The following is a 14,715-nucleotide window of genomic DNA, read 5'->3' as shown; positions in this document are numbered from 1 at the left end:
CGGTCCAGCTCATGGACGTGACCAAACGGTACGGGGAGGGTCCGGACGCCGTCCTGGCGCTCGACAAGGTCAGCGCGGGCATCGAACCCGGCACGTTCACGGCGGTGATGGGCCCCTCCGGCTCCGGGAAGAGCACCTTCCTGCACTGCGCGGCCGGCCTCGACCGGCCCACCGAGGGCGAGGTACGGCTCGGCACGCAGGACCTCTCGGCGCTGCGGGAGCGCCGGCTGACCGAACTGCGGCGCACCAGGATCGGCTTCGTCTTCCAGGCGTTCAACCTGCTGCCGTCGCTGACCGCCGAACAGAACATCACCCTGCCGTTGCGGCTGGCGGGCCGGCAGCCCGACGCGAGCTGGTTCGACCACATCGTCAGCGCCGTGGACCTCGGCCCGCGGCTGTCCCGCTTCCCCGCCCAGCTCTCCGGCGGGCAGCAGCAGCGAGTGGCGATCGCCCGTGCCCTGGTGACCCGGCCCGAGGTGGTCTTCGCCGACGAGCCGACCGGCGCGCTCGACCCGGAGACCGCCCGGGACATCCTCGGCCTGCTCCGCCAGGCGGTCACCGATCTGCACCAGACGGTGGTGATGGTCACCCACGACCCGGTGGCCGCCGCCCACACCGACCAGGTGCTCTTCCTCAGCGGCGGACGGATCGTGGACGGCATGACCGGGCCCAGCGCCGAGCGCGTCGCCGACGTCATGTCCGGCCTGCGGAGGGCGGCTTGATGTTCGCTCTCGCACTGCAGACCCTCAAGGCCCGCAAGGGCGGCTTCGCCGGCACCTTCGTCGCCCTGCTGCTGGGCGCCGCCGTCCTCAGCGCCTGCGGCATCCTGCTGGAGTCCGGCGTCCGGGCCGGCTCGCCCGCCGAACGGTACGCCGCCGCCGACGGCGTCGTCACCGGCCGCCAGGAGATCGAGATAGCCCTCAAGGACGTCGACGGCACAGCCGTGAAGGAGTCCCAGCCGCTCTCCGAACGCGTCCCCCTGAACACCGGACTCGCCCACCGCATCGCGGGCGTCGACGGCGTCCGCTCGGTGGTCACGGACGAGGGGGCGCCGGTCCGGCTGGTCACCGCCGGCGGGATTCCGGTGGCCGGCCGGCACGGCACCGCGCCGCAGGCCCACAACTGGGCCGGCCTCTCCCTCGGCGACTTCCGGCTGAGCTCGGGTCACGCGCCGGCCGCGGACGACGAGGTCGTGCTGGACACGGAGATCGCCGGCCGGGCCGGAGCACGCCCCGGCGACACGGTCCGCCTGATGACCTCGTCGGAACCCCGCCTCTACCGCGTCGCCGGACTCGTCGCCCTCGACGACGGCCGCACGCCCCGCCAGTCGGTGCTCTTCCTCTCCGACCACGCGATGCGCCAACTCGCGCCCACCGTCTACGCGTTCGGGATCCACGCCACCCCCGGCACCGCGCCAGGGCAGCTCGCCGACGCCGTGGGCGCCGCGCTCCACGACGACCGGCTCACCGTCCGCACCGGGGACGGACGCGGCCGGGCCGAGTTCCTCGACGTCACGATCAGCGGCTCCAACCTGGTCATCCTGTCGGCGGCGATCGGCGGCAACGTCCTGCTCATCGCCGTCTTCGTGCTGTACGCCACGGCCTCCCTCTCCATCCGGCACCGCCGCCGGGAGATCGCCCTGCTGCGCGCCATCGGGACGACGCCCGGCCAGATCCGGCGCATGCTGGCGGGGGAGGCGGCCGTCACCGGACTCGTCGCCGGGGTGCTGGGCTGTCCGGTCGGCCTGCTGCTGGTCCACTGGCTGCGCGGCCGGTTCGCCGGACACGGCATCGTGCCAGGCGACTTCGGGCTCGTCATCAGCCCCCTGCCGTTTCTGTCGGCGGTGGCGGTCACCGTGCTGACCGCGCTGGCCGCCGTGCTGGCCGCGGCGCTCCGCGCGACCCGGATCCGGCCGACGGAGGCCCTCGGCGAGGCCGCGGTGGAGCGGCCGGGGCTCGGCCGGGGACGCCGCGTCACCGGTGTGGTGCTGCTGGTCCTGGCCGCCGGGGCGTTCGTCACCGGCCTGGTGGAGCGGTCCGACTTCTTCACCCTGGTCAGCCTCGCCAACTCCCTCGTGCTCCTCCTGGTGATCGCCGCCGCGGTCCTGGGGCCGCCGCTCTCCCGTATGGCCGTGGGGCTGCTCGCGCCGCTGCTGAACCGGACCGGCGTCACCGGTTACCTCGCGGCGGCCAACACCCGGGCCAACGTGGTCCGGCTGGCCGGTGCGATCACGCCGATCGTCCTCGCCGTCTCCTTCGCGTCGACCATCGTCTTCTCCCAGACCACCGCCCTCCGCGACTCCGCCGCGGAACTGCGGTCCGGGCTCGTCGCCGATCACGTGCTTACCGCGCCGGCCGGCGTGCCGCCCGAACTCGCGGCGAAGATAAGGAAGTTGAAGCAGGTGCAGGCGGCCACCGGGCTGGTGAAGTCCAAGGTCGTCGCCGTGGGGAAGATGTTCGGCGGCCAGCAGTCCGTCTCGCTCGGCGCCCAGGGTGTCGACCCCGGGGCGCTCGGCAGGACCCTCGATCTGCGCACCCGCGAGGGCGACATGAGCGCACTGTCACCCACCACCGTGGCGATCAGCACCACCACGGCCTCCTGGCTCGGCCTCGACGTCGGTGACACCGCCGACCTCCACCTCGGCGACGGCACCCCGTACCGGGCCAAGGTGATCGCCGTCTACGCCCGCGGCTTCGGCTTCGCCGACCTCACGCTCGATCACGACGTGCTGCTCGCCCACACCACCGCGAGGGCCGACGCGTCCGTGCTGGTCCGCTCGGCGCCCGGCGCGCACGGCCTCACCGGGGAGCTGACCCGCCTCGCGGCCGCCTACCCGGGCACCGTCCTGCGCGACGGACTCGCCGTCGACGACCAGCTGGCCGAACAGCGCGCCAACGCCTGGGTCAACTACCTGGTCGTCGGCGTGATCATCGCCTACACGGCGATCACCGTCGTCAACACCCTGGCGATGAGCACCGCCGCCCGCCGCCGCGAGTTCGCCCTGCTACGGCTCTCCGGCACCGCCCGCGGCCAGGTCGCGGGCATGATGCGCCGGGAGAGTTTCGTCGTCGTGGCGGCCGGCGTGGGGCTGGGTACGCTCCTGGCCTGCTTCCCGCTCTTCCTGGTCGCGCTGGGGCTCGGCGGCTCGCCGTGGCCCGCCGTGCCCGCTCTCGGCTATCTGGCGATCGCGGGCGCGACGGCGGCCCTCGCCGTCGCCGGTGTGATGGTCCCTACCCGGCTGCTGCTGCGGATCAGGCCGGTAGAGGCGATCGGCGCACGGGAGTGAACTCCCGTCGCTCTAGTGCTGTGGCCGGGAGGGTTTGCCGGGCGTCGCGAGCCGGTGAACCTTCCCGGTCGCAGCACTAGCGGTGCTTGAGCGGCGTCAGCTGCTCGATGTCGTACCGGCCGCGCAACCGGGCGATCGCCGCGTCGTCCGGTGGACCGCCGCCCCCGAGGATCTCCAGCAGCTCCTCGAAGTACCGCTCGTGGTCGGGCGGCGGGGACGCCTGGAAGAACATCTTCGCCGGCGACTCGGTCGGGTTGGCGAACGCGTGCGGGCAGCCGGGCGGTACGACGATCACCGTGCCCGGTGTCGCCCGCACCACCCGGTTGCCCGAACCCGACTCCCACCGCTGCCAGTTGTCGGGGGTCCGGACCCGGGGCTCGAAGGCGAGCACGTCCAGCTCGCCTTCGAGCACGTAGAACAACTCCTCGCTGCGGGTGTGCAGATGAGCCCCGACGTCGAACCCAGGCGGTACCACCACCTCGAAGGTGGACGCCGTCCGGGAGTGCGAGCCGGTCACCTTGAACGTCACGTGCTGCGCGGGCGTCCGCACCACCCGGCCGTGGCCCGGTGGCACGAGCAGCCCGTCGGCCGCCGTCACCGGCCGCTCACCACGTCACCGGCAGGGCCTCGGGTCCGCGGATCAACGCGCCCTTCCTGAAAGGCACTTGACTGGCGGGCACGGCGAGCCGCAGCCCCGGCAGCCGGTCCAGCAGCGCGTCCACCAGCAGCCCCGACTCCAGTCTCGCGAGCATGTTGCCGGGACAGAAGTGCGGGCCGAAGCCGAAGGACACATGCGGGTTGGGAGTGCGCGAGAAGTCGATCAGGTCCGGGTCCGGGAAGACGTCCGGGTCCCGGTTCGCGGCCAGGTACGACACGTACACCGGGTCGCCCGCCCGCATCCTGACCCCGCTGATCTCCACCTCCTCCATGACGATCCGGGAGAGTCCGACCGCGTTGCGGTGCGGGATGTAGCGCAGCAGTTCGTCGATGGCCTGCGGCCTGATCTCCGGTTCGGCGCGCAGCCGTTGGGCCAGTTCCGGGCGGGTCAGCAGCAGGTAGAACAGCTGCCCGCTGTTGTTGGTGACCGCCTCGCCGCCGATCTGCAGCAGCACCGCGAGCCCGACGGCCTCCTCCAGGGTGATCTCCTTGCGGCCCACGGCGGCCCCCAGCAGCGAGGCGACGTCCTCGTCCGCGCTGCCCTCGCGGAGGTCGATCAGTTCGCCGAAGTAGGCGCCCATCTCCTCCTTGGCGCGCTCGCTGACCTGCGCCCCGTGCGAGGAGGAGAGGATGAGCTGCGTCCAGGTGTGCATGCCGTGCCGGTCGGCGGCCGGGACACCCATCAGCTCGCAGATCACCGCGATGGGGAAGGGGCTGAGCACGGTCGCGGTCAGGTCGGCCGGCGGACCGTCCTGGAGCAGCTCGTCGATCAGCTCGTCGAGCAGCAGCCGGGACCGCTCCCGGACCCGCTCGACGCCGCGCGCCGTGAAGGCCGCGGCGACCGAGCGGCGCAGCCGGGTGTGGTCCGGCGGGTCGAGGAAGCCGACCGCGCCACGGGCCGGGATGAAGTGCGGGGCGAGCCGGGTGACCGGGTGGTCCATCACCGCCTCGCGGCTGAACCGGGGGTCGTTGGTGACCGTCCGCACGTCGTCGAGGCGGGTGACCAGCCAGGCCCAGCCCTCGCCGTTGGGCAGTTTGATCCGGTTGACCGGGCCCTCGCGCATCAGCTCGGCCAGGACCGGATCGAAGTCGGTGCCGGACAGGTCGAGCGCCGGCCAGAGCCGGACGGGGGGCAGGTCCGTTTCGGTGAGCGTCTCTTCAGTCATGCCGTACTCAGGCCGTCTCTCGGTCGTCGCGGTGCCAGCGGCCCAGGGCCATCTCGGCGGTGATGCCGGGTCCGAACCCGGCGAGCAGGCCGCGCGCCCGGTGGTCGGCGCCGCCCTCCTCGAACAGCCGGCGCAGCGCGTCCAGGACGACGGCGCTGGCGATGTTGCCGTACTCGGTGAGGGTGGCCCGGCTGAACCGGAACGCGTGCGGGTCGACCTGGAGGAACTTGCTCAGGTCGTCGAGAATCCGGGGGCCGCCCGCGTGGACTATGTAGAAGTCCAGGTCGGCGGCGTCCCAGCCGTGCTGACTCGCGAGGTCCTGGAGGGCGGGAGCGAGCGGCTCCATGGTGGCCGGCACCCGCTTGTCCAGCAGGAAGTGGAAGCCGGTGGCCCGTACGTCGTACATGATCCACTCTTCGGTCTTGGGGATCAGGTACGAGCCGTTGCGTTCGAGCTGGATGCCCGTGCCGCCCCGCCCGCGCACCACCGCGGCGGCGACGCCGTCGCCGAACAGCCCGTTGGAGAGCAGCGAGCCGATGCCGAGGTCGGTCGGCTGGTAGCAGAGCGAGCAGAACTCGCAGGCCACGATGAGCGCGTTGGCCTCGGGGTAGGCCGTGCAGAAGTCGTGCGCCCGGTTGATGGCGGCCCCGCCGGCCGCGCACCCCAGCTGGGCGATGGGGAGCTGGCGGGTGGTGGAGTCGAAGTCCATCTCGTTGATCAGCCAGGCCGTGAGCGAGGGCATCATGAAGCCCGTGCACGACACGTAGATGATCACGTCGATGTCGCTGGTGAGCAGCTCCGCGTCGTCGAGCGCCCGCTGCACCACGGCCGGGACCCGGGCCTTCGCCTCGGCCGCGTAGATCTTGTTGCGTTCCTCGAAGCCGGGGTGCTTCAGGGTCTCCTCGATGGGCTGCACGATGTGCCGGGTCCGCACGCCGGTGTTCTCGATCAGGCGGAGAGCCAGGGGGAGTTGGGGGTGGTCCGGGTGGCGCGAGCGCGCCAGCTCCAGCGTCTCCTCCATCGTGATCACGTGCTCTGGGACCGACACCGAGGGTTTGCACAAAGTCGCCATGAACCGTCCCTGCTTTCGCCTTCCGGCAGGCCTTCGCCCGCCGGTCAGAAGGTGGTTCACCTCAGAGGGTGGTCCACCCACGATCACCCGGCAGGGCGGCGATCTCGCGGTGGGCTACGCCAATCCGGGGACGCCGGGTCAGGGACGGCTCGGCGGAGCGCGTGCGCGGACGGGGCCCCGTCACCGTGGACCGGGCCCCACCGCCGCGGGATTGGACGTCCGCGGTGGGCGAGGGCGGCACCGGCGAGGGGGAGCGAGGGGAGAACGAGGGACGGCCGACGGCGGGCGCGGCGGTTCGCCGGGTGGGCGGGACCCGGAGGCGCGCCTACGAGCCTGCGGGGGACGTCACGCCGAACCCCCGCTGCTGTGCGCGATGCAGGCCACGTCGATCCGGTCGGCCAGCTTCGCCAGCTCGATCGTCAACGCGGCCACCGTGTCCTCGTCCAGGCCCTCCTGTCCGGCCTCGACGAGATGCAGCCACCGCCCGCCCACCGTGCGGAGCAGCTTGCTCACGTCGGCGGCAGCCACCTGGAGGGTCCCGCGGTCGTCGACGATCAGAGGCAGAGTCACTTCGCGGTTCACAGGGGCGATCGTAGTCGCGGAAGGCTCACGCTCCGTGCCATACGGTGGTGATGTTGCAGAACTCCCGGATTCCGTGCCCGGCCAGCTCCCGTCCGTACCCGGACCGCTTGATCCCGCCGAAGGGCAGCGCCGGATGGGAGGCGGTCATCCCGTTGACGAAGACGCCGCCGGCCTCCAGGTCCCGTACGAAGCGGTCGACCTCGGCCTCGTCGCGCGTCCAGACGTTGGAACTCAGCCCGAACGGGATGTCGTTGGCGAGCGAGACCGCCTCGTCGAGGTCGTCGACCCGGTACAGGGTGGCGACCGGTCCGAAGGTCTCCTCGCGGTGGACGCGCATCTCGGGGGTGATGTCGGTGAGGACGGTCGGCGGGTAGTACCAGCCGGGCCCGTCGGGACGTTCGCCGCCGCACAGCACGGTCGCCCCGCTCTCCACGGCGTCGTCGACGAGTTCCTCCAGGTCGGTGCGGCCCCGCTCGCTGGCGACCGGCCCGACGTCGGTGCTCTCGTCCAGCGGGTCGCCGACCGTCAGCGCCTCCATGCGGGCCACGAACCGCTCGGTGAAGGCGTCGAAGACGTCCGTGTGCACGATGAACCGCTTGGCGGCGATGCACGACTGGCCGTTGTTCTGCACCCGTGCCGTCACCGCGGTCTCCGCGGCCCGCTCGATGTCGGCGGACGGCATCACGACGAACGGGTCGCTGCCGCCCAGTTCGAGGACCGTCTTCTTGACCACGTCCCCGGCGGCCGACGCGACCGCGCGGCCCGCGGGCTCGCTGCCGGTGAGGGTGGCCGCCTTGATCCGCTCGTCGCGCAGGATCTCCTCGATCGCGCCCGAACCGACCAGCAGGGTCTGGAACGCGCCCTCCGGGAAGCCCGCCCGGCGGAACAGGTCTCCCAGGTAGAGCGCGGTCTGCGGCACGTTGGAGGCGTGCTTGAGCAGGCCCACGTTGCCCGCCATCAGCGCGGGCGCCGCGAAGCGGACCACCTGCCAGAGCGGGAAGTTCCACGGCATCACCGCGAGCACCGGGCCGAGCGGCCGGTAGCGGACCAGGGCCCGGGAGGCGCCGGAGTCCTCGACGTCCGACGGGTCGGGCCGCTCGTCGGCGAGGAGTCCCTCGGCGCGGTCGGCGTACCAGTGCATCGCCTTGGCGCACTTGGCGGCCTCCGCGCGGGCCTGCTTGACCGGCTTGCCCATCTCGGTGGTCATGATCCGGCCGATCTCCGGCTGGTCCTCGTCGAGGAGTTCCGCGGCTCGGTGCATGAGGCGGGCGCGGTCGGCGAAGGCGGTCGTGCGGTAGGTGCGGAACGTGTCCTGCGCGAGTCGGAGCCGGCGTTCGATCTCCTCGGCGTCCATGGGTTCGTACGTCTTGACCGTCTCGCCGTTCGCCGGGTTCACCGTCGCGATGGGCATGGCTGACCTTCCTGGTGGCGGGCTGTGCTCCGACCTTCCCGCGCGGGTGTCCGGTCCGCAACGCGGAGATCCGTGCCGCACCGGCCGCTGCCGTCGCGCGGTCGTCGCCGTCTCACTCCGAGTGCTCCGTGAGCCGGTCGAGAAACGCGGCCTGTGCCGTGATGAGGAGGGCGCGGGCCCGGTCGAGGCCGCACCACTCGACCCGGTCCAGCTCGGGGAACTCCCTGACCTGCCCCGACCTCGGCGGCCACTCCATGCGGAAGGTGCCAGGGACCATGGCCGCCGGATCGAGATCGGCCTCGATCGCCCACACGGTGACGATCTTCCCGTTGGACTGGCGGACCTCGCCCAGCGGGATCGCCTCCCCGTCGGGCGGCGGCAGCCCCAGCTCCTCCTGGAACTCGCGGCGGGCCGCGTCCCAGGCGGTCTCCTCGCTCGTGTACTCGCCCTTGGGGACACTCCACGCCCCGGCATCGCGGCGCGCGTAGAAGGGGCCGCCCATATGGCCCAGCAGCACCTCGACACCGTGATCGGTGTGCCGGAACAGCAGCAGCCCGGCGCTGCGCTGCTCGCTCACGGCCGCACCTGAGGGTGCGCGGCGAGCACGGTCTCCACGGTGTCGGCGTCCTCGGGCCGTTTGTCCTCGCGGTAGCGCACCACGCGGGCGAAGCGGAGTGTGACGCCCGCCGGATAGCGGGTGGATCTCTGGAGGCCGTCGTAGGCGATCTCCACGACGAGTTCGGGCCGTACGGTCACCACGTGGCCGTCGTCCGAGAGGGCCAGCTCCTGGAGGCGTTCGGTCTGCCAGGCCAGGAGCGCGTCGGTCAGACCCTTGAAGGTCTTGCCGAGCATGGCGAAGGAGCCGTCGGGGGTGCGGGCGCCCAGGTGGAGGTTGGAGAGCCGGCCGGTGCGGCGCCCGTGGCCCCACTCGGCGGCCAGCACCACCAGGTCGAGGGTGTGGACGGGCTTCACCTTCAGCCAGGAGGCCCCGCGGCGGCCCGCGCTGTACGGCGCGTCGAGCGCCTTGACCACGACGCCCTCGTGGCCGCGGTCGAGGGTCTCGGCGAGGAAGGCGTCGGCCGCCGGGATGTCCTCGGGCCCGGCGGCGAGCGTGCGCCGGACCCGCATCGGCTCCGGGACCAGCCGGGCCAGTTCCGTGTGCCGCTCGGTGAACGGCAGGTCGAGCAGGTCGCGGCCGTCGACCGACAGTACGTCGAAGAAGACCGGCGCGACGGGGACCGCCCGGGCGGCGGTGGCCACGTCCGCCCGGGAGCCGACCCGGCCCGCGGTCTCCTGGAACGAGCGCGGCCGTCCGTCCGCCTCGAAGGAGATCACCTCGCCGTCCAGGATGAACCGCTCGCCCGCCAACTCCAGTGCGGCGCCGGTCAGTTCGGGCAGCCGGCCGGTGATGTCGTCGAGGGTGCGGGTGTACACCCGTACCGCGTCGCCGTCGCGGTGGACCTGGACGCGGATGCCGTCGAGCTTCTCCTCGACGGCGCAGATGCCCAGCTTCGCGACCGCCTCGGCGACCGAGGGCGCGCTGTGCGCGAGCATCGGCAGCACCGGGCGGCCCACGGTCAGCCGGAAGCGGTCGAGCGCGGCGGGTCCGTCGGCGAGCAGGGCCTCGGCCACCGTCCGCAGGGACCCCGCCAGCATCACCGCCCGCCGTACGTCCGGGGAGGGCGCTCCGGTCGCCTCGGCGAGCCCCTCCGCGGCGAGCGCGTCGAGGGCGCCCTGCCGGACCTCGCCGGTGATCAGCGCCAGCAGGAAACGCTGCTCGTCGGCGGTGGCCGCGCCCATCAACTCGGCGACCAGCCGGGCGCGTTCGGCCTGCGACCCGGTCCCGGTCACGGCGCCCAGGCCGGTCAGGCGGGCGTCCACCTCGCGCACCGTCAGCGTGGGTGCGGCGGCCGGGGCGACCGGCGGGCTCAGCACCTTCCAGCCGATGCCGAGCCGGCCCTGCGGCAGCCGGCCCGCGAGATACGGGATGACGATCGGCACATCGTCGGGCTCCGCGTCCCGGAAGAGTTCCGCGAGCAGGGCGATCTTCCGGGAGCGCGCCGAGGTGGCGGCGACCTCCCGGGACACGTGGGCGAGCCGGGTCAGCAGCATGCAGTCATAGTGCAACGGGGACCGGCTCGCGACACCCGGACAGCGGGACACCCGGCCGCGGGCCCGGCCGGTGGCGGCTCGCCGCCGCCGAGACCCCCGCCCCGACCGATCCGCCGGATTGACAGACGGGTTTGCCGAAACTGCAATGTCGGTCATGAACGACGACACGGACGGCGTCCTGGCGGAGGTGGGTCCCCGGCTGCGGCGGCTGCGCAAGGAGCGGGGCGCGACCCTCGCCGGGCTCTCGGCGGCGACCGGGATCTCGGTGAGCACGCTGTCCCGGCTGGAGTCCGGGCTGCGCAGGCCCAGCCTGGAACTGCTGCTGCCGATCGCGCGGGCCCACCAGGTGCCGCTGGACGAACTCGTCGGCGCTCCGGCCGTCGGCGACCCCCGGGTGCGGGCCGAGCCCATCGTGCGCGGCGGACGCACCCACTGGCCGCTCACCCGGCAGCCCGGCGGCCTCCAGGCGTACAAGGTGCTCGAACCGAAGCGCTCGCTCGAACCCGATCCGCGCACCCACGAGGGGTACGAGTGGCTCTACGTGCTGGCCGGGCGGCTGCGGCTGGTGCTGGGGGAGCACGACGTGGTGCTCGCGGCGGGCGAGGCCGCCGAGTTCGACACCCGCACACCGCACTGGTTCGGGTCGACGGGGGAGGGGGCCGTGGAGTTCCTCAGCCTCTTCGGGCCGCAGGGGGAGCGGATGCACGTACGGGCCCGGCCCAGGCGGTCCTGACCGGGGGATGCCGGGCGTGACGCACGCGACTGTTCCCCGATGGGCAAGCGACCGCTTAGTATGCGACGAGCCCGGTCAGACGAAGCAGTCCCGTGGAGGCCCCGCATGCAGGCATGGCAAGTGCACCAGAACGGCGAGCCGAGTGAGGCGATGCGCCTGGCGGAGGTGGAACGGCCCACGCCGGGCGAGGGCCAGGTCCTGCTCAAGGTGCGCGCCGCGAACATCAACTTCCCCGATGTGCTGATGTGCCGCGGCCACTACCAGGTGCGGCCCCCGCTGCCGTTCACCCCGGGCGTCGAGATCTGCGGCGAGACCGAGGACGGCCGCCGGGTCATCGCCAACCCCGCGCTGCCGTACGGCGGTTTCGCCGAGTACGCCGTCGCGGACGCCGCCGCCCTGCTGCCCGCGCCCGCCCCGCTGGACGACGCCGAGACCGCCGCGCTGCACATCGGCTACCAGACGGGCTGGTTCGGACTGCACCGCAGGGCGCGTCTGGAGGCCGGCGAGACCCTCCTCGTGCACGCCGCCGCCGGCGGGGTCGGCAGCGCCGCCGTCCAGCTCGGCAAGGCGGCCGGCGCCACCGTCATCGGAGTCGTCGGCGGCGCCGAAAAGACCGCCGCAGCACGGGAGTCGGGCTGCGACGTGGTGATCGACCGGCGCACCGAGGACGTCATCGCCGCCGTCAAGGAGGCCACCGGCGGACGCGGCGCCGACGTCGTCTACGACCCGGTCGGCGGCGACGCCTACACCCAGTCCACGAAGGTCGTCGCCTTCGAGGGCCGGATCGTCGTCGTGGGCTTCGCGAGCGGCACGATCCCCAGCCCCTCCCTCAACCACGCCCTGGTGAAGAACTACGCCGTCCTCGGCCTGCACTGGGGCCTGTACGGCAGCAAGAACCCCAAGCTGATCCAGCACTGCCACGAGCAGCTGACCGCACTGGTCACCAGCGGGGCGATCAAGCCGCTGGTGAGCGAGCGCGTGCCGCTCTCCGGCGGGGCCGCCGCCGTCCAGCGGGTCGCCGACGGTGTCACCACCGGCCGGGTCGTCGTCGTACCGTCCGCGCAGAACGGAGCCGCCGCATGAGCGAAAAGACCCTGGACGCAGCCGAACTGCGCCGCCGCACGCAGGAGTTGCTGGCCGCGCACCCGCCTGCGCGGACCGACCGGCTCGACTTCCTCAAGGCCCGCTTCGACGCCGGTCTCGCCTGGGTCCACTACCCCGAGGGTCTCGGCGGTCTCGGTGCCCCGCGCGCCCTCCAGGCCGCCGTGGAAGCCGAGTTGGAGGCGGCCGGCGCTCCCGACAACGATCCGCGCCGGATCGGCATCGGCCTCGGCATGGCCGCGCCGACCGTCCTGCGCTACGGCACGGAGGAGCAGAAGCGCCGCTTCCTCAGGCCCCTGTGGGTGGGCGAGGAGGTCTGGTGCCAGCTGTTCAGCGAGCCGGGCGCCGGCTCCGACCTGGCCGCGCTCGGCACCCGCGCGGTCCGGGAGAGCGGGGGCGACTGGGTGGTCAACGGGCAGAAGGTGTGGACCTCCAGCGCGCACGTCGCCCGCTGGGCCATCCTGATCGCGCGCACCGACCCGGACGTGCCCAAGCACGCGGGCATCACCTACTTCGTCTGCGACATGAGCGACCCGGGCGTCGAGGTCCGGCCGCTGCGCCAGCTCACCGGCGAGGCCGAGTTCAACGAGGTCTTCCTCACCGACGTCCGGATCCCCGACGCCCACCGCCTCGGTGAGATCGGCGACGGCTGGCGGGTCGCCCAGACCACGCTCATGAACGAGCGCGTCTCGATCGGCGGCATGCGCCTGCCCCGCGAGGGCGGCATGATCGGCCCGGTCAGCAGGACCTGGCGCGAACGCCCCGCACTGCGCACCCACGACCTCCACCAGCGTCTCCTCACGCTCTGGGTGGAGGCCGAGGTCGCCCGCCTCACCGCCGAACGCCTCCGCCAGCAGCTCGTCGCCGGCCAGCCTGGCTACGAGGGCTCCGGCATGAAGCTCTCCTTCGCCCGCCTCAACCAGGAGATCAGCGGCCTGGAGGTCGAACTCCGGGGAGAGGAGGGCCTGTTGTACGACGACTGGACGATGCGCCGGCCGGCACTGGTCGACTTCACCGGCCGGGACGCCGGTTACCGCTACCTGCGTTCCAAGGGCAACAGCATCGAAGGCGGGACCAGCGAGGTCCTGCTGAACATCGTCGCCGAACGCGTCCTGGGCCTGCCGTCCGAGCCGCGCACCGACAAGGACGTCGCCTGGAAGGACCTGACGCGATGAACGCACAGCCCGACCTGCTCTACTCGGAAGAGGAAGAGGCGCTGCGCGCCGCCGTCCGGGGCCTGCTCGCCGACCACTGCGACGCCGCCGGAGTCATCGCGCGAGGCGAGTCGGACGCCCCGCACGACGTCCCGCTGTGGAAGGCGCTCACCGGCGGCATGGGCCTCGCCGGACTCCTCATCCCCGACGAACTGGGCGGCCAGGGTGCCACCCACCGCGAAATCGCCGTCGTGGTCGAGGAGTTGGGGCGCTCAGTCGCGCCGGTGCCCTATCTGACCAGCGCCGTGGTGGCCACCGAGGCGCTGCTGGAGTGCGGCGCGGACGACCTGCTCTCCGAACTGGCCACCGGGACCTCGGCCGGCGCGCTCGCCGTAGGGCTGCACACCGCGCCCGGCGCCCCCTTCCCCGTCGTACGACTGGAGAACGGCGCGCTGCGGGGCGAGTTGACCGCGATCGCCGACGCCGCCTTCGCCGACGTGCTGCTCGTGCCCGCCGACGACGGCGGCCTGTACGCGGTCGCCGCCTCCGCCGCCACCGTCACCCCGCAGGTCTCCCTGGACCTGACCCGGCCGCTGGCGCGCGTGGTGCTCGACGGCGCCCCCGGCCGCCGGATCGGCGACGCCGAACCGGCCGTACGACGTGCCCTGCGGGCCGGAGCCGGACTGCTCGCCTCCGAGCAACTGGGCCTCGCCGACTGGACGTTGACGGAGACGGTCCGCTACCTCAAGGAGCGCAGGCAGTTCAACCGGCCGGTCGGCGGATTCCAGGCGCTCAAGCACCGGCTCGCCCAGCTGTGGCTGGAGGTCGTCAACCTGCGGGCGGCGGCACGCAACGCGGCCGACGCCCTCGCCACCGGCGCCGACGCGGACGTGGCGGTCGCCGTCGCGCAGGCCTACGCGGCGGGCGTCGCCGTGCATGCCGCCGAGGAGGCGGTGCAACTCCACGCCGGCCTCGGCATGACGTGGGAACACCCCGCCCACCTCTATCTCAAACGGGCCAAGGCCGACTCGATCGCCTACGGCACGGCGGGCGCCCACCGGGCGGCGCTGGCCGAACTGGTCGACCTGCGGGCACCCTGACCGTCCGGGGAGGCCGGCCGGGCCGCCCGTTGTGACACCACACGTTCGGGCGATATGTCGACCGCCCGGACAAACCCTCCGCTACGCCACACTTGCGGCCGAACGCCGCGAACCAGTCAGGTGCGGTGTGGCGGAGGAGGATGACGATGGCCATTTCCATCTCTGTGGTGCTGCTGCTCCTGATCCTGGCGGCGTTCTTCCTGCGCAACGGACTGAAGCTGTCCCACGCGCTGGTCTGCGGCGTCCTCGGCTTCCTGCTGGCGGGCACCGGCATGGCACCGAGCATCCAGAGCGGCCTCACGGCCACCGCGACCCTGGTCAGCGGGGTGCGCCCCTGACAG

At 72.9% G+C, this 14,715-nt stretch carries 14 protein-coding genes; 7 read left to right on the top strand and 7 right to left on the bottom strand.

The features are described from left to right. The first annotated feature begins 11 nt into the window (after nucleotides 1–11). Complete coding sequence (locus ABZT12_RS21740; RefSeq protein ID WP_356387032.1) at nucleotides 12–722, top strand: ABC transporter ATP-binding protein; 711 nt, start codon at nucleotides 12–14, stop codon at nucleotides 720–722. Next, the gene (locus ABZT12_RS21735) at nucleotides 722–3,286 is read left to right on the top strand and encodes an ABC transporter permease (RefSeq protein WP_356386884.1); all 2,565 of its coding nucleotides are present in this window, start codon (nucleotides 722–724) and stop codon (nucleotides 3,284–3,286) included. The genes ABZT12_RS21740 and ABZT12_RS21735 overlap by 1 nt, the downstream gene beginning before the upstream one ends. A gap of 76 nt (nucleotides 3,287–3,362) precedes the next feature. On the opposite strand, the gene ABZT12_RS21730 is transcribed toward ABZT12_RS21735, so the two are convergent. From ABZT12_RS21730 to ABZT12_RS21700, 7 genes are all read right to left on the bottom strand, one after another. Then, entirely contained in the window at nucleotides 3,363–3,884 is a 522-nt protein-coding gene (locus tag ABZT12_RS21730; RefSeq protein ID WP_356386881.1) for a cupin domain-containing protein, read from the bottom strand. Between the two features lie 7 nt (nucleotides 3,885–3,891). Beyond that, nucleotides 3,892–5,109 carry a cytochrome P450 gene (locus tag ABZT12_RS21725; protein WP_356386878.1) on the bottom strand — a complete coding sequence of 406 codons (1,218 nt, stop codon included), beginning with the start codon at nucleotides 5,107–5,109 and terminating at the stop codon, nucleotides 3,892–3,894. Nucleotides 5,110–5,116: 7 nt separating this feature from the next. After that, nucleotides 5,117–6,181: a type III polyketide synthase gene (locus ABZT12_RS21720; protein WP_356386875.1), complete on the bottom strand. Its 1,065-nt coding sequence runs from the start codon at nucleotides 6,179–6,181 to the stop codon at nucleotides 5,117–5,119. A gap of 345 nt (nucleotides 6,182–6,526) precedes the next feature. Then, nucleotides 6,527–6,763: a DUF6213 family protein gene (locus tag ABZT12_RS21715; RefSeq protein WP_356386872.1), complete on the bottom strand. Its 237-nt coding sequence runs from the start codon at nucleotides 6,761–6,763 to the stop codon at nucleotides 6,527–6,529. 25 nt (nucleotides 6,764–6,788) lie between these two features. Then, nucleotides 6,789–8,174, bottom strand: a complete 1,386-nt coding sequence (locus ABZT12_RS21710) for an NADP-dependent succinic semialdehyde dehydrogenase (RefSeq protein WP_356386869.1) — start codon at nucleotides 8,172–8,174, stop codon at nucleotides 6,789–6,791. Between the two features lie 112 nt (nucleotides 8,175–8,286). Further along, entirely contained in the window at nucleotides 8,287–8,751 is a 465-nt protein-coding gene (locus tag ABZT12_RS21705) for an NUDIX domain-containing protein (protein ID WP_356386866.1), read from the bottom strand. Then, on the bottom strand, nucleotides 8,748–10,286 hold the full coding sequence (locus tag ABZT12_RS21700; RefSeq protein ID WP_356386863.1) for an ATP-dependent DNA ligase: 1,539 nt from the start codon (nucleotides 10,284–10,286) through the stop codon (nucleotides 8,748–8,750). Before ABZT12_RS21700 ends, ABZT12_RS21705 begins: the two co-directional genes overlap by 4 nt. A 154-nt stretch (nucleotides 10,287–10,440) precedes the next feature. On the opposite strand from ABZT12_RS21700, the gene ABZT12_RS21695 reads away from it, so the two are divergent. The 5 genes from ABZT12_RS21695 to ABZT12_RS21675 all read left to right on the top strand — a co-directional run bounded on the left by ABZT12_RS21695 (nucleotide 10,441) and on the right by ABZT12_RS21675 (nucleotide 14,712). Continuing rightward, complete coding sequence (locus tag ABZT12_RS21695) at nucleotides 10,441–11,019, top strand: XRE family transcriptional regulator (protein ID WP_356386860.1); 579 nt, start codon at nucleotides 10,441–10,443, stop codon at nucleotides 11,017–11,019. A gap of 105 nt (nucleotides 11,020–11,124) precedes the next feature. Continuing rightward, nucleotides 11,125–12,102, top strand: coding sequence for an NADPH:quinone oxidoreductase family protein (locus ABZT12_RS21690; RefSeq protein WP_356386857.1), 978 nt, complete (start codon nucleotides 11,125–11,127; stop codon nucleotides 12,100–12,102). Further along, nucleotides 12,099–13,295: an acyl-CoA dehydrogenase family protein gene (locus tag ABZT12_RS21685; RefSeq protein ID WP_356386854.1), complete on the top strand. Its 1,197-nt coding sequence runs from the start codon at nucleotides 12,099–12,101 to the stop codon at nucleotides 13,293–13,295. Before ABZT12_RS21690 ends, ABZT12_RS21685 begins: the two co-directional genes overlap by 4 nt. Beyond that, nucleotides 13,292–14,374 carry an acyl-CoA dehydrogenase family protein gene (locus tag ABZT12_RS21680; RefSeq protein ID WP_356386851.1) on the top strand — a complete coding sequence of 361 codons (1,083 nt, stop codon included), beginning with the start codon at nucleotides 13,292–13,294 and terminating at the stop codon, nucleotides 14,372–14,374. The genes ABZT12_RS21685 and ABZT12_RS21680 overlap by 4 nt, the downstream gene beginning before the upstream one ends. A gap of 146 nt (nucleotides 14,375–14,520) precedes the next feature. Then, nucleotides 14,521–14,712, top strand: coding sequence for a hypothetical protein (locus tag ABZT12_RS21675; protein WP_356386848.1), 192 nt, complete (start codon nucleotides 14,521–14,523; stop codon nucleotides 14,710–14,712). Nucleotides 14,713–14,715: the final 3 nt, after the last annotated feature.

This window comes from Streptomyces sp. NPDC005423 (genome assembly GCF_040606415.1).
Lineage (GTDB): Bacteria > Actinomycetota > Actinomycetes > Streptomycetales > Streptomycetaceae > Streptomyces.
Note: the sequence above shows the minus strand (reverse complement) of the source record. Positions and strands in the feature narration are given on the sequence as shown.